Here is a 20,025-nt window from a genome sequence, read left to right on the forward strand (position 1 = left end):
GGTAAAACAGCCCGATTTCTTTCAGGTATATGTAGTTTACCACGTGTCCTCTTCTTTAGCCGCCCGATATAATCTGAAATTTCCAGTGCTTTTTCGTGCAATTGTTCGTTCTTCGATACGTTTATTGCATTCCTGACACATATATGTATGAATTGGACGATTTCTAAGTCGTTTAGCCATTAACGTTTCATCATCAATTGATTCGATTTTATCACAGATTACACATTTAACTCGCATTACAGGACACCCCAATCTATTGCATGTAAAGTCATTATACCATATAAGGATTTTCCATACATGGTTATGGAATGGTCTGGTTATTTGAAACGGATAAGATGAATGATTAAAATTTTTATCAAACTTTAAGAATAAAACAATTTAAAGGAAATGGGTTATTTTCTTCTATTTTTGTATGTAAATACATATATTTGAGCATCAGATTTGTCCAGCTATTAAAAACAAAATTCCATCCGGCTTATTTTGATTAAACGTGAAAAATGCAACTCTTGCTTATTAAATGTTGTATTTCAATAAGTCATCAGCGTGTTGTAAAGCTCTGGATAGGTAATGAAATTATGACACAGGAGGATATATTTTGAGCAAAATTTATGTTCTAGATACGAATGTATTATTGCAGGATCCAATGTCTATTTTTTCATTCCAGGATAACGAGGTCATCATCCCGGCAGTAGTATTGGAGGAACTGGATTCAAAAAAACGAAACTTGGACGAAGTAGGGAAAAACGCCCGCTATGTTTCAAGACTTATTGATCAGCTGCGTACAAAAGGTAAGCTTCATCATAAAATCCCATTGTCGAATGGTGGGGTGTTAAAAATAGAGATGAATCATCGCTCACCCCACAATGTCGCAGAATACTTTGCAGAAAAAACAAATGATAATCGTATATTGGCAATTGCCAAAAATTTATCGCTGGAAGAACAGGCAAAAGAAAATGGGCGGAGCGTAATATTAGTAAGTAAAGATATTCTAATGCGGGTAAAAGCGGATGTACTGGGACTTTTAGCAGAGGATTTTTTGAGTGATCGAGTTATCCATGAGGATCAGATGTACGCCGGCTTTATCGAGATATTTGTTTCGCGAGCTGATATAAATGAATTCTATTCCAAGGGAGAGATAGCAGCTCCTGCTGATGTAGCAGAGGGGATTCATTTAAATCAATTTGTCATTATGAAATGCACAGAAATAACTTCGCTTTCTGCTTTAGGAATTATTAGCGGACATGAAAAAAGAATAAAAAAGCTTCGATATAATCAGGAGCATGTTTGGGGTATAAAGCCGCGAAATGTGCAGCAGCATATGGCAATCGAATTATTATTAAGAAGTGATATCCAGTTAGTTACATTAACTGGAAAAGCAGGTACAGGGAAAACACTTTTAGCACTCGCATCAGGTTTGCTTCAAACAGAGGATTTGGGGGAGTATAATAAATTACTTGTAGCAAGGCCAATTGTACCAATGGGGAAAGATTTGGGTTTCCTGCCTGGTGAAAAAGAAGAAAAACTGCGTCCATGGATGCAGCCAATCTATGATAATCTTGAATTTTTATTTAACACAAAAAAGCCAGGTGAATTGGACTCTATTTTAGCTGGTATAAATTCTATTGAGGTGGAGGCCTTAACATATATAAGAGGACGCAGCTTACCGGATAGCTTTATTATCATGGATGAAGCTCAGAACCTTACCAAACATGAAGTGAAAACCATACTGACACGTGTAGGTGAGCGCAGTAAGATTATTTTACTGGGGGATCCTGCTCAAATTGATCATCCTTATTTGGATGAATGGAACAATGGGCTGACATATGTTTTGGAAAAGTTTAAGAATGAAGCCATTGCAGGCCATGTGAATTTAGTGAAGGGGGAACGTTCCGGATTAGCTCAATTAGCGGCAGATTTATTATGAGTGAATCTTCTATCTAATTATCCTAACAGGAATGGGTCAGTGTACTTCCTGCTCCAAATCATTTAGAGTGTTTGTGTATTAGTAGCTTGTAGTTATCAGGGGCCATATAGCGTCTATACGGCTCCTGAACTCTTTATTGAATTGTAAAACCTGTTACGTTTTTAATGGGTGCTTGCCTGTTGGAGCCATCGCCGTGGTAAATATGAATGGGTCCACCCTCATCCGCTTTGATTGGTCGCCCTTTAATAGAAAAGCCAGCAACCAGTTGAAGCGCTTCCTCAAAAGAGAATGTGAAATTAGCATTTTCTGTATGTACAATAACAGCTGCAGAAGTACTTTCAGGTTCAGTGTTCAAGAAAAAAGGCTTTAATACAATCCCGAAACTGTTTTCAGTAAGCTGCTGTTTCTTCGTTTTTATTACAGGTTTACTTGGCGGTGGGGATGCCCCTTCAATGATCTCTTTATCCCATTGTGATGATACCTGTTTTAAATAGGTCTCCTGTTCAGGATTTTCTTTCTGATTGTTTTCTGGATGCCAAGCATCAAGATCGAATTTCCTGTCATCAAATATCCAAGTGCCAGGGTCGAGATATATCGGGAATTTTACATTCCCTTTTATTTGTAGAATATCTTTCATAATTGACTCTCCTTTCCAATTTTAATCTTATAGCTGCTGAATGAGTATGTACAGTAATTCGCTGCACGAAGGTTATCTTTTTTTAGAAAAAACTAAACTCCTTGACATTACCTTTTCTTGCAATTTTACGATTTTAAGGGTAGAATTTTATAATAGATTGGTTCATTGGGCCATAATGGGGGGTTGCACATTGACATCTGATATCCTTGTCAATCATCAAGAAAAGGCCTACGCATTGTTAAAGGCTGACGCTGATAAAATATTTAAACTAATAAAGGTGCAAATGGACAATTTGACTATGCCTCAGTGTCCGTTATATGAAGAAGTTTTAGATACCCAAATGTTTGGTCTCTCCAGAGAAATTGACTTTGCCGTTCGATTAGGATTAATAGAAGAGAAAGACGGTAAAGAGCTATTGGGATTCCTTGAACAAGAACTTTCTGCTCTTCATGATGCTTCCTTAAGAAAATAAGTAGCAGTCGAAACTCAAACGATGCCGATGTTGTTTGAGTTTTTTTGTTTTTCTTTATATAATTTTTAAACAAGCATATTTTTTAAAATGAAATTTATTCAAGGAGACCTATATGATAAAACGTATTTTAAAATCGTATGATTTTACTCTCATCGCTATCATTATCGCTATAAGTATCTTTGGTCTTGTAATGGTCTATAGCGCCAGTATGGTTACGGCTGTGTCAAGATTTGGACTTCCAAGCGATTTTTTCTACATAAAACAATTTAGGCATTTAATCATCGGGTTTATCCTGTTTTTCGTTGTAGCTGCTATACCTTATCCGGTTTTTAAAAATAAAAAGTTTTTGGTGATCATCGTACTAGGCTCGATTATCTCTCTCGTTGCTTTAAATTTTATTGGCCACACCGCCGGAAATGCGGAGAGCTGGTTTAAGCTTGGAGCGCTAGGGAGTTTGCAGCCATCAGAGTTTATTAAGTTAGGTATGATTATATACTTATCCGCAGTCTATTCGAATAAACAAAAATATATCAATGTCTTTAATAAGGGTGTAGTACCACCACTATTATTCTTGTTAGTTATCTGTTTATTGATCGTTTTGCAGCCGGATATCGGGACGGCATTCATTCTTTTTATGAGTTCTTGTACTATTATCTTATGCTCTGGTATGAATTTTAAGAGTTTAGGTAAACTGCTATCGATTTTGTTCGGAGCTATCCTTGTTGCGACACCAATCATTTTTCTTTTTAAAGACAAGATCTTTACTCCAAAAAGGCTTGAACGTTTCGTTGGATTTTTAGACCCGTTTTCCAGTGAGAAGTATGAAGGATATCAGTTGGTCAATTCTTATGTGGCAATTGGCAATGGCGGCATTACCGGAGTGGGATTTGGACAAAGCACGCAGAAATATGGTTATCTGCCTGAACCGCACACTGACTTTATAATGTCTGTGATTTCTGAAGAGTTAGGACTTATTGGGGTAGGATTTGTTATTATATGCTTGGCTACGATTGTATTAAAAGGGATTCATACCGCCATAAAATCGAATGATCCATTTGGGAGTATGCTAGCAGTAGGTATTTCCAGTATGATTGGAATTCAAGCTATGGTTAACTTAGGTGGAGTAGCTGGACTAATACCGATTACTGGGGTTACTTTACCATTTATCAGCTATGGTGGTTCTTCCTTAATTATTCTTTTGATATCTGTCGGATTACTGGTCAATGTCTCTATGATGACGAGATATGATGCAGCCTACAAAAAAGAACCAGTTGAAAAAGGGGAGACACTCCAGGGATAAGCTGGCTTAAAATAATGAGTAAGAATAATCTTCTTACTCATTATTTTTACTAAAAAATTACTATATTGTCATAATTTTCAGGAAGCTGTGAGGTGCTCAGGATGAGAAAAATTAAAAAAGTATTGGCTGCCAACCGTGGAGAAATTGCTATCCGTATTTTTCGAGCTTGCAATGAATTGGATATTAAAACTGTTGCTATTTATTCAAAAGAGGATTACAAATCCTATCATCGATATAAAGCAGACGAAGCCTATTTAGTTGGTGCCGGTAAAAAGCCAATTGATGCCTATCTTGATATTGAAGGAATTATTGAGATTGCTAAGATGAGTGATGTAGATGCTATACATCCTGGATATGGTTTGCTCTCTGAAAATATCGAATTTGCAAAACGATGTGAAGAAGAGGGACTTATTTTTATTGGTCCTAAAACAAATCATCTCGATATGTTTGGAGATAAAGTAAAGGCAAAAGAGCAAGCGAAAATGGCAGGTATTCCTATTATTCCAGGAAGTGAAGGACCAGTTTCTGGTTTGGAAGAAGTTACGAAGTTTGGAGAAATCAATGGTTACCCGATTATTATAAAAGCTTCTCTCGGCGGCGGCGGAAGGGGTATGCGCATTGTTCGTAACCCAGAGGAAGTAGAAGAAGCCTATAACCGGGCAAAATCAGAGGCAAAAGCTGCTTTTGGCAATGATGAAGTTTACGTAGAAAAATTTATTGAGAATCCCAAGCATATTGAAGTTCAAATACTGGGTGATCAAAGCGGAAATATTGTCCATTTGTATGAAAGGGACTGCTCTGTGCAACGCCGTCACCAAAAAGTAGTCGAGGTAGCTCCATGTGTGTCACTTACCGATTCTTTACGAGAAAGGATATGTGACGCTGCAGTTCAATTAATGAAGAATGTAGAATATGTAAATGCGGGTACGGTAGAATTCCTTGTTTCTGGAGATGAATTTTTCTTTATCGAGGTAAACCCTCGTGTCCAGGTTGAGCATACAATCACTGAGATGATTACGGGCATTGATATTGTTCAATCTCAAATCAATATTGCTGAGGGACACAGTTTACACGGTACTTCATTAAACATACCTAAACAAGACAATATACATATCAATGGGTATGCCATTCAGGCAAGGGTGACGACGGAAGATCCCTTAAATAATTTTATGCCGGATACAGGCCGAATTGCAGCTTATCGTTCTAGCGGCGGTTTTGGTGTTCGTCTGGATGCTGGAAATGCTTTTCATGGATCGGTTATTACACCATATTATGATTCCTTGCTTGTTAAAGTATCCACTCATGCTACCAGATTCGATCAGGCAGCTATAAAAATGCTGCGTAATTTAAGAGAATTCCGTGTCAGAGGAATTAAAACAAATATTCCTTTCCTTGAAAATGTGGTAAAGCATAAAAAATTTATTGCAGGAGAATACGATACATCATTCATCGATACAACACCTGAGCTTTTTGTTTTCTCTAACCGACAAGATCGTGGAACCAAAATGCTGAATTATATCGCTAATGTGACTGTCAATGGTTTTCCGGGCATAGGTGTTAAGGAGAAACCGGTTTTCGAAAAACCAAAAGTTCCCCAAACTCACGATTACTTAGCATCTCAGACAGGTACCAAGCAATTATTAGATAAACTGGGACCAGAGGGGCTGGCTCAATGGGTTAAAGAACAAAAAAATGTGTTAATCACAGATACTACATTCAGGGATGCACACCAATCACTTTTAGCTACCAGAGTGAGAACGAAGGATTTACAAGAGATTGCTGCACCAACCTCAAAGCTTATGCCGAATCTGTTTTCACTTGAAATGTGGGGCGGGGCAACATTTGATGTAGCCTACCGGTTCTTAAAGGAAGATCCATGGGAAAGATTATTATTACTTAGACAGGAAATCCCTAATGTATTATTCCAGATGCTCCTGCGCTCATCTAATGCAGTTGGCTATAAGAATTATCCTGATAATGTTATCCGGGAATTTGTTGAAAAATCTGCCTATGCGGGAATAGACGTATTCCGAATTTTTGATAGCCTTAACTGGGTTAAGGGAATGGAGAAGACAATTGATTATGTTCGCCAATCAGGAAAAATTGCCGAGGCAGCGATTTGCTATACAGGTGATATACTCGACCTAAGCAGGCAAAAATATGATGTGCAATACTATAGAAATCTTGCTAAAGAGCTAGAGGCACAGGGAGCACATCTATTAGCTATTAAAGATATGGCAGGCTTATTGAAGCCGGAAGCAGCCTACCGCCTGATTTCAGAGTTAAAAGATGCAGTTGACATACCGATCCAGCTTCATACACATGATACGAGCGGGAATGGTATCTATCAGTACGCACGAGCGATTGATGCCGGTGTGGATATCGTTGATACGGCACTTGGATCAATGGCTGGACTTACCTCACAGCCAAGCTTAAATTCTCTTTATTATGCATTGGAGGGTCATGAGAGGCAGCCGCAATTCGATATTAAGCCAGTCGAAAAGTTATCAGAGTATTGGGAAGGGGTCAGAAGTTACTATGCTGATTTTGAAAGTGGAATGAAGTCCCCCCATACAGAAATCTATGTACATGAAATGCCAGGCGGTCAATACTCCAACCTTCAGCAGCAAGCGAAAGCAGTTGGTTTAGGTGAACGCTGGGATGAAGTAAAAGAAATGTATCATCGAGTAAGTATGATGTTTGGTGATATTATCAAAGTAACACCATCGTCCAAGGTAGTAGGCGATATGGCTTTGTTTATGGTACAAAATGATTTGACAGAAAGTAGTGTGTTGGAGAAAGGCCATTTGATCGATTTCCCTGATTCAGTTATTGAATTGTTCAGCGGATATTTAGGACAGCCATATGGCGGTTTCCCTGAAGAACTTCAAAAGGTAATTCTAAAAAATAGATCTCCTATTACAGTTCGCCCAGGTGAGTTGCTTGAGGACGTGGATTTTGTGAAGATAAAGGAAGAGTTGTTTGAGAAAATCAAACGTCCAGTTACGATGTTTGATGCACTCGCTTATGCACTATATCCAAAAGTCTTCCTTGATTATGTGAACTCGAATAGTGAGTATGGCAATATAACAGAGTTAGATACACCAACGTTCCACTATGGACTTTCCATTGGAGAGGAAATAGAAGTGGAAATCGAAAAGGGAAAAACCTTAATTATTAAACTAATTTCAATTAGTGAGCCACGTATAGATGGCACAAGAATGGTTTATTTTGAACTCAATGGACAGGCTCGAGAAGTGGTAGTTAAGGACGAAAGTGTTAAAACTCTTATTCAGTCGAAACCAAAGCAGGACGTTTCCAATCCAAACCATATTGGTGCAACAATGCCTGGAACCGTGATGAAGGTATTAGTGTCTCATGGACAAAAAGTCAAAAAAGGAGACCATTTAATCATAACGGAGGCAATGAAAATGGAAACAACAGTTCAGGCACCATTTGACGGAGTCATCAAAGAGATTTATGTTAATGATGGAGAAGCCATACAGACGGGCGATTTGTTGATTGTGCTTGATAAATAAAACTAAAACACAATAAAAAGGAGCGTGGGTTTTTAACTCACGTTCCTTTTTATGTATTGGATTATTTCCCTAGTTTGTATAATGTGATGCAAAAGGATGATTTTATACATTCTAATCAGCTTGTTTTCCTAACAGACGGATTCGAGGCTTCTGCAGCTTTGCTTTTCCGTGATCTCGTTACAAGAAGGATAAAATAGGAAAAAACTCCAAATAAACAAGAAATCAATATGGCGTGTAAGAGGGCTACATACAAGTTTAAACGGGTATAAATGATAAAAGCACCTGCTATAACCTGTAAACTGACAAGAATAAGGGAGAGCGTCCATCCCCAGTATAAAACTTTTATATGGCGATAATTGCGCCAAGTATAGACGAAAATATATAAAATCCAGATAAAGATGAGGCCTGCAGCAGCGCGATGCCCCATTTGAATAAACTGATACATATTATGAGGGACTATAGTACCATCATTAAAACAAAGGGGCCACTCAGGACAGACGAGACTTGCTTCTGCGTGACGTACCAGCGCACCGGTATAGATAACAATATAGGAATAAATAAATAGAGCGATAATGTGAATGGACATTTTCCTCGGGATTATCAGCTTTTCCGCATCGAACTTTTTATCAACTTCAAAAATCAGTAGAGTTAAAAGTAGAACGGCGGCAAAAGAGATGAGTGATATCCCAAAATGCAAAGCCAGCACGAAATCAGAATGACTCCAAACGACGGCGGCAGCTCCCAGCAATGCTTGAATGATTAGAAATGCAATAGATAGGAGAGCAAGAAATTTGGTTTCTCTAATATGTCCAATGGCTTTCCATGACCAGATCGCTAATCCAACTACCATGAAGGATCCAAGGCCGGTAAAAAGACGGTGTGCGAATTCAATTAGTAGTGCGGGCGTGATATCCGTGGGAATCAATTCTCCGTTGCAAAGCGGCCAGGAGCGTCCACATCCTAAACCAGAATCTGTTTTTGTGACGAGCGCACCGCCGATTAAGATTACAAGCATGACAAAGGATGTCATAACGGCAAACCATTTCAAAGATTTTTGCATGTAAATCTAACACCTGCTTTGTTTTTATAAAATAGTAAGCTTAAACATTTGTTTCCTAATAACTGGAACCGTATAATGAGGTAAATATTACAAAGTTTGATAATCATTACTAACATATCATAAATAATTTTTACAATAATTACAAAGAAAAGTTTCTAAATAGTCGAAGAAATTATTTATTTAGTGATAATTGAAAATTCATGTAATTGTTTATAGTTGAAACTTAAAGAAGAGTTTGTTAGAAATAGAGAGGGGATTTAATTGGTTAAATAAGGTTTTCATACTTTCAATGTTACAAAAATATATTTACAGGATAAAATTACCACTATATAATGATTAGGTCACACTTATGACAAAAAATGGACAAATTATTTTCACAATAGAAGTGTAATCTGTGTTTAAATATATATTAGGCAAATTTTTCTATATAAATATCACTGTTATAATTTGTGAATATATCGCTTGAAACTAAAAGTTTGGAAATCTACTATTCAGATAGGAGGTAACAGCATGAAACCTAAACCGGCATCGCAGACCTCGTATGAAAACCAGAAGGGACTAGACGTGGAGAAGGATATGAACAGTACAGCATTTAAGGACTTTTTGGTATTAGTAAAGGTAGGCATCGTCAATTCAAATTTAATCACTGTTTTTGCAGGTATTTGGCTCGGTCTTTATTTTACTGACCAGAGTTTCCTAGGGAATCTTGATCTCGTTCTATATGGTGTTATAGGGTCAGCACTGATCATAGCTGGCGCTGGCAGCTTAAACAATTACATAGACCGGGATATCGACGTGTTTATGTCTCGTACAAAGAAGCGTCCGACAGTTACTGGGAAGGTGAACCCTATAAAAGTGTTGTATATGGGCCTGGCACTGGTGGTAACTGGATTATTGATTCTATTAATGGCTACTCCAATGGCAGCTTTTATGGGGTTACTTGGGGTATTGGCCTATGTATTGCTGTATACAATGTGGTCAAAAAGACGGTTTGTCTCAAATACTGTTATCGGCAGTTTTTCTGGTGCTATACCGCCACTAATTGGGTGGGCCGCCGTTGACCCAGGATTACATCCGATTGCCTGGGGATTATTTCTATTAATGTTTGTGTGGCAGCCTCCACATTTCTACGCATTGGCTATGAAGCGGACGGAGGAATACAGAGCGGCTGGAATTCCTATGCTGCCTGTAGTAAAAGGATTTAAAGAAACTAAGATTCATATGCTTATATGGGTAGCTTTATTGTTTCCAATTCCATTTATACTGAAACCAATCGGGGTTTCTTTTGTAGTTTTGGCAACAATTTTAAATATAGGTTGGCTTATATTAACTTTAAAGGGATTCTCATTAAAAAAGGAGTTTTCCAAAGAAGAAGATTTAAAGTGGGCCAATAAGATGTTCATTTATTCATTAAACTATATGACTATTTCTTTTGTGGCAATGGTCATTGTTTCTTTAATTAATCGTTTTTAACATTGGGGGTTCTTTCTTAAAGAAATTCAATATATAAGATGTTCCTTTGGAAAGAAGAAATTTTTTACGAAAGAGGGGTAATTATTTGCTATGAAAAAATGGCGCATTGCATCCTTAATTGCTGTTTTGATGCTAATACTTTCGGGTTGTGGAAAGCCGTATCTATCAGCATTGGATCCAGCAGGTGAGGTAGCGAAGAAACAGTATGATTTAATGATACTCAGTACTGCCATTATGGTATTGGTAATCATTGTTGTTGTTATTCTTTTTGTACTTGCAATTTTAAAATTTCGTCGTAAAAAGGGAGATAATACAATCCCTAAGCAAATTGAGGGTAACCACAAATTAGAAATACTTTGGACGGTTATCCCGATTGTTTTATTAATCATCCTTGCAGTTCCAACGATTTATTATACATTTGATTTTGCAGATGTATCTGCCAAGGATGAAAAGGATAAGGATGGGAATCCTACAGCCTTAACTGTAAATGTAAGGGCTAATTATTACTGGTGGGAGTTTGAATATCCTGGCGAAGGTATCATGACAGGGCAAGAACTTGTTGTTCCAACTGATGAAAAGGTTTACTTTAATTTAACAGCGTCAGATGTAAAGCATTCCTTCTGGATTCCTTCAGCTGGGGGTAAGCTTGATACGAACACAGAGGGAGAAAATAGCTTCTGGCTTGAGTTTGATGATGGAAAAAGTGAAGAAGCCGGCAGGATTTTTTATGGAAAATGTGCTGAATTATGTGGGGCTTCCCATGCATTAATGGATTTCAAAGTGAAAGCTTTGCCAAGGGATGAATTTGACCAATGGGTAGCCAGCATGAAAGAAACAAAGCACACGGAAGTAAAACTTACTGATGCAACAGCAAGTGAAGGCCAGGAAATTTTCAATAAAAGCTGTATCGGATGTCATGCGATCGATTCCAATGATCAGCGACCGGAGCAGGCTCGATTAGCACCTAATCTATCAAATTTTGCTGATCGTGAAGTAGTAGCGGGTTATTTGGAAAATAATGAAGAAAATGTGAAGAAGTGGCTTAAGGATCCGGAGTCAGTTAAAGAAGGAAACAAAATGACTGACACTTACGGAGAGCTTTCTGATTCACAAATCGATGCGCTTACTAAGTACCTGGAAACCTTATCGCAAAAATAAGAGTTTGCTAGTTTTCAAAGGGGAGGTTAAAACGTGAGTACTATTGCTCAAAAAAAGGGGTTTCTTAGTGTCATTTGGGATTATTTAACGACTGTTGACCATAAGAAAATTGCCAAGCTCTATATCTTTGCAGGTGGATTTTTCTTCTTGCTGGGTGGGCTTGAGGCAATGTTTATAAGAATTCAGCTTGTAAAGCCAGAAAATGATTTTATCAGTGGTGGAATGTTTAACCAAATTATTACCATGCATGGAACAACCATGATTTTCCTTGCCGCCATGCCTTTATTGCTTGGATTTATGAATGCGATTATGCCGCTGCAAATCGGGGCTAGAGACGTAGCATTTCCATTTTTAAATTCATTAGGTTTTTGGTTGTTTTTCTTTGGAGGAGTCTTTTTAAACTTATCCTGGTTTATGGGCGGAGCGCCTGATGCCGGATGGACATCTTATGCAACTCTATCATTGGCTTCTGAAGGTCACGGTATAGATTTTTACATACTTGGACTTCAGATATCAGGTATGGGCTCGTTAATAGGGGGAATTAACTTCCTGGCCACAATTATTAATATGAGAGCACCTGGAATGACGTTTATGCGTATGCCGCTTTTCACGTGGACAACATTTGTGGCATCTGCCTTAATTCTATTTGCTTTCCCGCCGCTTACAGTTGGTTTGACACTAATGATGTTTGACCGTATGTTTGGTTCCAGTTTCTTTGTAACGGCTTTGGGTGGAAATACAATTATTTGGGAACATTTATTCTGGATCTTTGGACATCCGGAAGTATATATTTTGGTTCTTCCGGCATTCGGAATATTCTCTGAAATTATTCCAACATTCTCGAGAAAGAGATTATTTGGATACTCATCTATGGTCTTTGCAACCATTTTAATCGGTTTCCTAGGATTCATGGTATGGGCTCACCATATGTTTACGGTTGGTCTTGGGCCAGTCGCAAATGCGATATTCGCAGTAGCAACAATGGCGATAGCTGTTCCGACTGGTATAAAGATCTTCAACTGGATTTTCACGATGTGGGGTGGTCAGATTACGTTTACGACCCCTATGTTATACGCCGTTGCATTTATTCCATCTTTTGTAATGGGTGGAGTAACGGGAATTATGAATGCTGCAGCTCCGGCTGACTATCAGTATCATGATAGCTATTTCGTTGTTGCCCATTTCCACTATGTTATCGTCGGTGGAGTAGTTCTGGCCTTGTTGGCAGGTACACATTTTTACTGGCCAAAAATATTCGGTACAGTATTGAATGAATTCATGGGTAAAATCACATTCTGGTTATTCCTAATCGGATTCCATTTAACATTCTTTGTTCAACATTTCCTTGGATTAATGGGAATGCCTAGACGTGTTTTCACTTATTTGGACGGACAGGGATGGGATAATGGCAACTTAATATCTACTGTCGGTGCATTCATGATGGCTGTAGCAGTCATTATATTATTGGTTAATATCGTAGTTACTTCAGTTAAAAATGTTAAAGTCGGTAATGACCCATGGCAAGATGGACGTACACTTGAGTGGGCAATTTCTTCACCGGCTCCTGAATACAACTTTGAAAGATTACCATTAGTAAGAGGATATGATGCATGGTGGCTTGAAAAAATGGAAGGTAGAAATGCGATGACACCGGCTGAACCTCTTGGTGATATCCATATGCCTAACAATTCAATTCTTCCTGTTATTATTTCTTTTGGATTGTTTGTTGCTGCATTTGGAGCACTTTATAATGCAACGGATAAAGAATGGACAGTCCCGGTAATGGTGATTGGTTTGTTGATTACCTTTATAGCTATGCTCATCCGTTCCGTTAAAGATGATCATGGGTATCATATCCATAAAGAAGATTTGGTATCTTCTAATGCTAAAAGTGATAAGGGGGTTGAGGTGTAATGAATGCAGGGCAAAAATTCACACCAGAAACATGGCCATCTCACCCTGAGAAACATACAGATGACGGAAAGCATAAATTTTTAGGTTTTTGGCTTTTCCTCGCTGCAGAGACAGTGCTTTTTGCTTCATTATTTGCAACATACTTAGCTCTGAAAGATAGTGTACCGCCTAATAAGGAAATGACTCTAGCCAAAGATTTATTTGATATGCCGCTGGCGTTTATTGCTACTATGCTGCTGTTAACCAGCTCATTAACAAGTGTTTATGCGATGTATCATATGAGAAACTACGATTTTAAACAAATGCAGTTTTGGCTGTTAATCACTGTTTTATTAGGGGCTGCTTTCCTGGGCTTAGAAATCTATGAATTTAATCATTATGTGCATGAATATCATCACACATTTACAGGTTCTGCATTTGGATCCGCCTTCTACACATTAGTCGGCTTCCATGGTGCCCATGTAACCTTTGGACTATTGTGGATTATTACGTTAATGCTCCGTAATTCGAAACGTGGCTTAAATCTGTATAATGCTCCGAAATTTTATGTTGCGAGCCTATACTGGCATTTTATCGACGTTGTATGGGTATTCATTTTTACAGTCGTTTACTTAATGGGAATGGTGGGGTGATGATAAATGGAAAATCAACCTAAAACACATCTTAGTAAAGAAGCTCTTAAATATAGACGTAAGAAAAATGCGGAAGATATGAAGATGCAGGTTATTACATTTATTATGATGATCTTTCTAACCTTAATTGCGTTCTTTGCAGTAGGTTATGATGGATTTTCCAAGTGGTTCGTTTTACCATTCATCTTGTTGCTTGCGGTAATCCAAGTCATTTTTCAGCTCTATTATTTCATGCATATGAATAAAGAAGGTCATGGAACGATGGCAGGATTTATGTATACCGGGTTACTGATCGGTGTGACTACTATCCTTGCATTTGTATTAATTGTGTGGATTTAAGATGGAATCGGCTTAACTTGTTAAGCCGATTTTTTTTAGAAACTAAAACTATATGATTTCTGGGTTATTTGATATTTTCTTGTGAATTTCTGGGCAGGAAAACTAATTATGAGGTGAGATAAATGGAATTAGATATATTTGGATTTAGGGCCCTATGGAGTCCTTACCTGTTCCTCGTGACACTATTGATCATAGCCTTCTATTTTTATATCACCTATTTTAAAGCAGGTGACCAATTTAAAAAGAAAGAAGCTGTATACTTCTCGATAGCTATGATTCTTTTATACATGATAAAGGGGTCGCCAATAGATTTATTGGGACATCTTTCTTTTACGGTTCATATGGTTCAAATGGCTTTTTTATTTTTAGTTATTCCACCATTTTTTCTATTGGGATTGCCGGATTGGTTACTAAAAAAGTTCGTATTTAAAAAATGGTTTTTAATGATTACACAACCATTAATAACATTGATTTTCTTTAATGGACTGTTTTCTTTTTACCATGTTCCGTCAATTTTTGATATCGTCAAAGTCAATATGTTGCTTCATGGGCTTTTCACAGTGGTATTGTTTATTTCCTCGCTGTTCATGTGGTGGCATCTAGTTAATAAAATCGAAGAAAGCCAGCGATTATCAGGATTAAAGAAAATTGGCTATATCTTTGCCAATGGTATATTAATTACACCGGCCTGTGCGCTTATCATCTTTTCTAAAGATCCCATGTATGCAACCTATGCAGATCCAGCTGTATGGATGGAGGCGATGAAATTGTGTGTTCCTGCCGGTACCTTATCCACTTTGGACTTAAGCAGTCCTCAAATGTTTATAAATATGCCGGCTGTTGAAGATCAGCAAACAGGCGGTGTAATTATGAAAATAATTCAAGAAATAGTATATGGAATTATCCTGGCTACAACTTTCTTCACTTGGTTTAAAGAAGATACCAAACATGCGGATGCAGAAACAAAACGTTTTATGGAGGCAAATCCGCATTTAGGGAACTAATTAATAATAGTGAAACTTTAGTGAATACTGTAAAATAATTTGAGTTTTCAAATTTAGTATTTTACAATTATAGAGTTAACAGAATAAGTAAAGTGAGGTTCCACCATTATGAGCAGTTCATTACCAGTCCTGCCTACGATCAGCACGGCTTGTATCGTAATCAGCGCAATCCTTGTAGGCTTTGGAGTATGGCAAGTAAAAAAAGGGAATATAAAGGTCCACGAAAAATTAATGTTTTGGGCAGCTGTTTTTGCAGTTGTGTTCTTCATTATTTATGCAAGCAGAACGTTATTTATAGGGAACACGGCATTTGGAGGACCTGAATCAATAAAAATTTACTATACAATCTTTTTAATCTCACATATTACATTGGCTACAATAGGAGCCGTAATGGGGATTATCAGTCTGTATTATGGTTTTAAAGGGAAGATTGAGAAACATCGAAAAATCGCTCCGCCTACAAGCGTCATTTGGATGGTGAACGCGGTTGCTGGTGTCACTGTATATTTATTGCTTTATGTAATATACGAAGGTGGTAAAACAACAAGTGTATTTAAAGCGATTATTGGTTCATAAAAAATAAAAGTTGCATAGGTAAAACGGGTCGTCTCATAGAATTAGAGATGACCTTTTTTCGTTTCTTTCTTTTACATGGCGGCTTAGGAATGGATTTTGTCAGGACTGGCTGATGTTTATCATAGGCTTTATTTAGAGGCAATTAATCGGAGGTGCGGTAATGAAACAAATTAGGACTAATCGCATTCTTATCTTTCCTTGTTCCATCTCATTGGCTAAGTCCCTTATTTTGTACCCGTATGATTTCAAAATGGTATCGCCGGTAATTGTTCCTGAATCTTTCCCATCTGATCGCGTAAAATGTATACTCCCTCTTTTAATAGAATTATATGAATTGGAAGGTGGGGATGTAGGTTGGTGGATCTGTTTTATTATTGATTTGCAAAGCCAAAAATTCATTGGAGAATTGGAGTTGGAGGGAGAAGGTGAAAAATTAACCTTTTCCTTAAGCTTTACAGATGCTCAGACAGAAAAAGAGTTTGTTTCTGAAGTTATGGAGGGTTTTTTCTATTATATTCATAAAATAGGGATTGCCCAAATGATCCAAACAGAAATAGCAGATAAACGTTTTTATTATAAGGAAACCTTAAAAAAGTATGGATTTAAAGCAGTGGGAGTGGAGGGGGATTATTGTTTAATGAGAAAAAAAATAAAATAAGCCTGCGGAGATCATACAATCTGCAGGCTTATTTAATAATCCTTTATTCCACTTCTACAAATATATCCAGTTCAGCTTTAACTGCCGCAAGAACTGTCTCGCATTGTTTTTGAAGAGATGTAGGAAAATGCTCTGTTTCACCATATTCAACACCATGTGGATAATAGTGTTTACCTAGGACTGGTGTCATGAGTTGGATAGTTGCCCGATGTGCACCTACGTCACCTTCAACCGCATAGCCAAAGACACGTAAATAAAAAGTGCCATCCCTTAATTCATATTTCTTATCGTAGGATACGCGTTCGTAATCCCATTGTTCGGCTCTGACTAAACCGTTTTCACTCATAACCTCATCTAGCCTGTTAAGGTTAACTTGGTATTTTTCAAGTCCTGTATTTTCAAATCTCATCTTATTTCCTCCTATCCCCTTTTAGAAAATGCTTTGTTCGGTATGAAACAAGTTTTGGAAATTCTCAATTTTAATTTTAGTATTATTTTACCTTATCTGCAATAAATTGTTCTTTTATAGAGGCAGAAAGGTAAATTCGTTCATTTTGCTATCCAATATGTTTATATTATACTTATTTTTCATTGTTTACATTTAAGTGATAGGTTTGTTTGAATTCTAATGGTATAATAAAAAAATATAAAGTAAGAATGACAGGAGGGACCACCTCTGAAATTGGTCTTTAGGGTTTTCTTTAGTTTAATTTTAATCACCATCTTCGGCATCTATGTAACGGTTAAAGATGATGTCAAAGAAAATACAGCTATCATTGATCAAAATTCCGTTAATGAAAATACAATGGAAACTTCGGATAAGATTAAAGAATTAACAGATAACGAATCCAGACCTGAACAGGGTGTATCTAAATGGATTGGTAAAACCAGTAATCAGTTACTGGATGAATATGGGGAGCCAGACCGTATTGATCCTTCAGCTTATGGATATAACTGGTGGATCTATAATGATACATTAAGTAAGTATATACAATTTGGCGTAAACGAAAAAGATAAAAAAATTGTAACCCTATACAGTTCAGCAGAAGATATTAATTTATATCCATTCTTTATTGATCAAACAGTGGAGTCCTTGTATAAGGAATTGAATATGAATAGTTATATAGAACTGAATTGGAAAGGCACTGAATATCGTTTCGAGTTGTCGGAAGAAGATCTTCATTATCGCCCTCTAATAAAGTTTGGCGATATGTATGCTCAGGTTTATTTGGATAAAATTCTCGGTCAGGTATCAGGTGTGAGGTTTATGGATGCAAAGACATTGATTATGCATAAGCCATATGAGCTGACATACCGTGGAGAATTGGATGAACCTGAAGAGTTAACGGATGAAGAATGGAAGCTGGTTGAAGAAGGAAGTCAGCAGCAAATTCTTGATTTGACAAATATCATACGAACACGTTTTGACTTAGGTACCCTTGAATTTGATGAAAAAATTTCAGCTGTGGCATTTAAACATAGCGAAGACATGATGGTGAATGAGTATTTCGATCATGTATCACCCGATGATAAAGATGTTGGTGATCGTTTGAAGGAAGGCGGTGTTTCTTACTACTCAGCTGGCGAAAACATAGCTGCTCAGTATACAGATGCAATTGCGGCTGTTGAAGGATGGTTAAATAGTAAAGGGCACAGAGATATAATGTTAAATGAAGATTTTACGCGCCTTGGTGTGGGAGTATATAAAAGATACTATACTCAAAACTTTGTTGCGTTATCTGATTAAATGATACAAAAAAGAGCACTGAAGGAAAGTATTTCTCCTCAGTGCTCTTTTTTGTGTGTAAATATTATTTGTATAAAGGAAGTCTATGTGCGGAATTCTTTGGAAATATGCATCACTTTTCTATATATCGAAACATATACTACCCTAGGCGTATGTCATGTGGTGAGGTGAAATTAAATGGATGATTCCAAATTGCATCCTTCTGTCCAGGATTTTAAGCTTTTTCTTAAGAGTAATCCGAAAATCGTAAAAGATGTAAGAATGGGTAAGAAAACATGGCAGGAAATTTATGAAGATTGGTCTTTGCTGGGTGATCAGGATGAAGTGTGGAATGAATATAAAGAGGAAAAAAAGGAAAAGGATGAGACTGAAAAAACAGATAAGGGCGAGTTTATTTCGCAGCTTTTAAATCAACTTAAAAAAATGGACCCTGATCAAATTCAAAAACAAATTGGGAATTTTAGTAAGGTTTTAGGAGTGGTTCAGGGAGTCATGTCTCAATTTCAATCTTCCGGACAATCAGAAAGTGCACCACCTTCCGTCCAGAATAATCATCCTTTCAAATTTCGGCAAGATTAGCTAGGTAGGAGTGAGAGCTTGAGACAAGATATCTATGAATTAATTGAGGCAGATGAAGATTTACTGAGTTTTTTGAGGCAACAACCAATCTGGTACAGACGTTTGTGCAGAAATCCACAGGATTTTTCGAAATTTGATACTGAAGCTAAGTACTTTTTTAAAAAAACGATTCCGGATCGTGTTCATCAGCTTTCAAACAGCGTTCAAATGGCTTCTATGATGGTTTCGATGTTTCAGTCAATGAATACTGGTGAATAACGGTTCCTAAAAAAATGAGGACGTTCTGTAAGAGTAGATGAAGTAAGGGGTGTTTGGCAGCGAATTACTTCTTCTACTTACCAAAGTAATAGGGGACAAGCCATATATCTTTTATAGGTGGATAATATTTCTAAGTTATAGCATCCTTGGATATTACATGGTATGATAAAGTTGGAGGTGAGTATTTTCATGCTTGCTACTATTGAAACGGTTGAAATCATTGACCATGCTGAACAATTGGCTAAAGATATAATGAACTCAGATATAGCTAAGCAATACTTTTTAAGTTTAACTCAGATGTATAAGGATAAAACGGCCCAGAAAAAAATTCAAGCGTTTAATTCTTTAAAGGACGCTTACGAAGAAGTACAGCGTTTCGGAAGATACCATCCGGATTATCGTACTGTCTCTAAAGCAATTCGTGAGGCTAAAAGAGAAATGGACCTTCATCCATCTGTTATTGAATATAAACAGGCTGAAACAAACTTACAGCAATTACTTGATGAAATTAGTATGCTGATTGGTCATTCAGTATCCCCTCATATAAAAGTCCCGACAGGAAATCCGTTTTTTGAATCATCCTGTAGCGGAGGCTGTGGCAGCGGAGGAAGCTGTGGATGTTCCTGATAGGAACGAGAAAAAAAGGCAATCCCAGAACAAATGGGGTTGCCTTTTGGTATATGGCCGAAATTAGATTTTGTAGCAACTAATACAAACGTTGAGGTTGTATGATAAACCTATCCGATTCTCCATAG

Annotated in this window: 20 protein-coding genes; 16 read left to right on the plus strand and 4 right to left on the minus strand. The window is 37.3% G+C overall.

Annotated elements, in window-relative coordinates; all coding sequences use genetic code 11:
* Positions 1-36: 36 nt before the first annotated feature.
* Positions 37-237 (minus strand): YlaI family protein, encoded by a 201-nt coding sequence (locus FHY47_RS01065; RefSeq protein ID WP_066100812.1) that lies wholly within the window; start codon positions 235-237, stop codon positions 37-39.
* A gap of 355 nt (positions 238-592) precedes the next feature.
* Here FHY47_RS01065 and FHY47_RS01070 point away from each other — a divergent pair, with 355 nt between their 5' ends.
* Positions 593-1,924, plus strand: coding sequence for a PhoH family protein (locus tag FHY47_RS01070; protein WP_175354235.1), 1,332 nt, complete (start codon positions 593-595; stop codon positions 1,922-1,924).
* A gap of 133 nt (positions 1,925-2,057) precedes the next feature.
* On the opposite strand, the gene FHY47_RS01075 is transcribed toward FHY47_RS01070, so the two are convergent.
* Positions 2,058-2,561, minus strand: coding sequence for a peptidyl-prolyl cis-trans isomerase (locus FHY47_RS01075; RefSeq protein WP_148629532.1), 504 nt, complete (start codon positions 2,559-2,561; stop codon positions 2,058-2,060).
* Positions 2,562-2,736: 175 nt separating this feature from the next.
* On the opposite strand from FHY47_RS01075, the gene FHY47_RS01080 reads away from it, so the two are divergent.
* The 3 genes from FHY47_RS01080 (at position 2,737) to pyc (ending at position 7,872) form a co-directional block, all read left to right on the plus strand.
* Positions 2,737-3,033 carry an Fpa/YlaN family protein gene (locus FHY47_RS01080; protein WP_373925453.1) on the plus strand — a complete coding sequence of 99 codons (297 nt, stop codon included), beginning with the start codon at positions 2,737-2,739 and terminating at the stop codon, positions 3,031-3,033.
* A gap of 112 nt (positions 3,034-3,145) precedes the next feature.
* Entirely contained in the window at positions 3,146-4,333 is a 1,188-nt protein-coding gene (locus FHY47_RS01085; RefSeq protein ID WP_148629533.1) for an FtsW/RodA/SpoVE family cell cycle protein, read from the plus strand.
* A 101-nt stretch (positions 4,334-4,434) separates the two neighbouring features.
* A complete protein-coding gene (pyc, locus tag FHY47_RS01090; protein WP_148629534.1) occupies positions 4,435-7,872 on the plus strand; it encodes a pyruvate carboxylase in 3,438 nt (1,145 codons plus the stop codon).
* A 115-nt stretch (positions 7,873-7,987) separates the two neighbouring features.
* Here the strand turns inward: pyc and FHY47_RS01095 are convergent, their stop codons facing one another.
* Positions 7,988-8,932 (minus strand): COX15/CtaA family protein, encoded by a 945-nt coding sequence (locus tag FHY47_RS01095; RefSeq protein ID WP_066100791.1) that lies wholly within the window; start codon positions 8,930-8,932, stop codon positions 7,988-7,990.
* 510 nt (positions 8,933-9,442) lie between these two features.
* On the opposite strand from FHY47_RS01095, the gene cyoE reads away from it, so the two are divergent.
* The 8 genes from cyoE to FHY47_RS01135 all read left to right on the plus strand — a co-directional run bounded on the left by cyoE (position 9,443) and on the right by FHY47_RS01135 (position 16,686).
* On the plus strand, positions 9,443-10,405 hold the full coding sequence (cyoE, locus tag FHY47_RS01100; RefSeq protein WP_175354215.1) for a heme o synthase: 963 nt from the start codon (positions 9,443-9,445) through the stop codon (positions 10,403-10,405).
* A gap of 90 nt (positions 10,406-10,495) precedes the next feature.
* Positions 10,496-11,563 carry a cytochrome c oxidase subunit II gene (coxB, locus tag FHY47_RS01105; protein WP_066100788.1) on the plus strand — a complete coding sequence of 356 codons (1,068 nt, stop codon included), beginning with the start codon at positions 10,496-10,498 and terminating at the stop codon, positions 11,561-11,563.
* Between the two features lie 33 nt (positions 11,564-11,596).
* Positions 11,597-13,477, plus strand: coding sequence for a cytochrome c oxidase subunit I (gene ctaD / locus FHY47_RS01110; RefSeq protein WP_066100787.1), 1,881 nt, complete (start codon positions 11,597-11,599; stop codon positions 13,475-13,477).
* Positions 13,477-14,109, plus strand: a complete 633-nt coding sequence (locus tag FHY47_RS01115) for a cytochrome (ubi)quinol oxidase subunit III (protein WP_066100784.1) — start codon at positions 13,477-13,479, stop codon at positions 14,107-14,109. Before ctaD ends, FHY47_RS01115 begins: the two co-directional genes overlap by 1 nt.
* Positions 14,110-14,115: 6 nt before the next feature.
* Positions 14,116-14,448 carry a cytochrome c oxidase subunit IVB gene (ctaF, locus tag FHY47_RS01120; protein WP_066100781.1) on the plus strand — a complete coding sequence of 111 codons (333 nt, stop codon included), beginning with the start codon at positions 14,116-14,118 and terminating at the stop codon, positions 14,446-14,448.
* A 122-nt stretch (positions 14,449-14,570) separates the two neighbouring features.
* Positions 14,571-15,452, plus strand: coding sequence for a cytochrome c oxidase assembly factor CtaG (gene ctaG, locus FHY47_RS01125; RefSeq protein WP_066100778.1), 882 nt, complete (start codon positions 14,571-14,573; stop codon positions 15,450-15,452).
* A 108-nt stretch (positions 15,453-15,560) separates the two neighbouring features.
* On the plus strand, positions 15,561-16,028 hold the full coding sequence (locus tag FHY47_RS01130) for a DUF420 domain-containing protein (RefSeq protein ID WP_066100775.1): 468 nt from the start codon (positions 15,561-15,563) through the stop codon (positions 16,026-16,028).
* 160 nt (positions 16,029-16,188) lie between these two features.
* Entirely contained in the window at positions 16,189-16,686 is a 498-nt protein-coding gene (locus FHY47_RS01135) for a hypothetical protein (protein ID WP_139891308.1), read from the plus strand.
* A 43-nt stretch (positions 16,687-16,729) separates the two neighbouring features.
* Here the strand turns inward: FHY47_RS01135 and FHY47_RS01140 are convergent, their stop codons facing one another.
* Complete coding sequence (locus tag FHY47_RS01140; protein WP_066100769.1) at positions 16,730-17,095, minus strand: YugN family protein; 366 nt, start codon at positions 17,093-17,095, stop codon at positions 16,730-16,732.
* A 273-nt stretch (positions 17,096-17,368) separates the two neighbouring features.
* Between FHY47_RS01140 and FHY47_RS01145 the strand changes: the two genes are divergently transcribed.
* The 4 genes from FHY47_RS01145 to FHY47_RS01160 all read left to right on the plus strand — a co-directional run bounded on the left by FHY47_RS01145 (position 17,369) and on the right by FHY47_RS01160 (position 19,897).
* Positions 17,369-18,433 carry a CAP domain-containing protein gene (locus tag FHY47_RS01145; RefSeq protein WP_139063788.1) on the plus strand — a complete coding sequence of 355 codons (1,065 nt, stop codon included), beginning with the start codon at positions 17,369-17,371 and terminating at the stop codon, positions 18,431-18,433.
* Positions 18,434-18,610: 177 nt separating this feature from the next.
* Entirely contained in the window at positions 18,611-19,012 is a 402-nt protein-coding gene (ylbD, locus tag FHY47_RS01150; protein ID WP_148629535.1) for a spore coat protein YlbD, read from the plus strand.
* A gap of 18 nt (positions 19,013-19,030) precedes the next feature.
* Entirely contained in the window at positions 19,031-19,270 is a 240-nt protein-coding gene (locus FHY47_RS01155; RefSeq protein ID WP_066100764.1) for a YlbE-like family protein, read from the plus strand.
* 189 nt (positions 19,271-19,459) lie between these two features.
* Positions 19,460-19,897 (plus strand): YlbF/YmcA family competence regulator, encoded by a 438-nt coding sequence (locus FHY47_RS01160; protein WP_066100761.1) that lies wholly within the window; start codon positions 19,460-19,462, stop codon positions 19,895-19,897.
* Positions 19,898-20,025: the final 128 nt, after the last annotated feature.

Origin of the sequence: Bacillus sp. E214 (genome assembly GCF_008087365.1) — a bacterium.
In the GTDB taxonomy this organism is placed as follows: domain Bacteria; phylum Bacillota; class Bacilli; order Bacillales; family Pradoshiaceae; genus Pradoshia.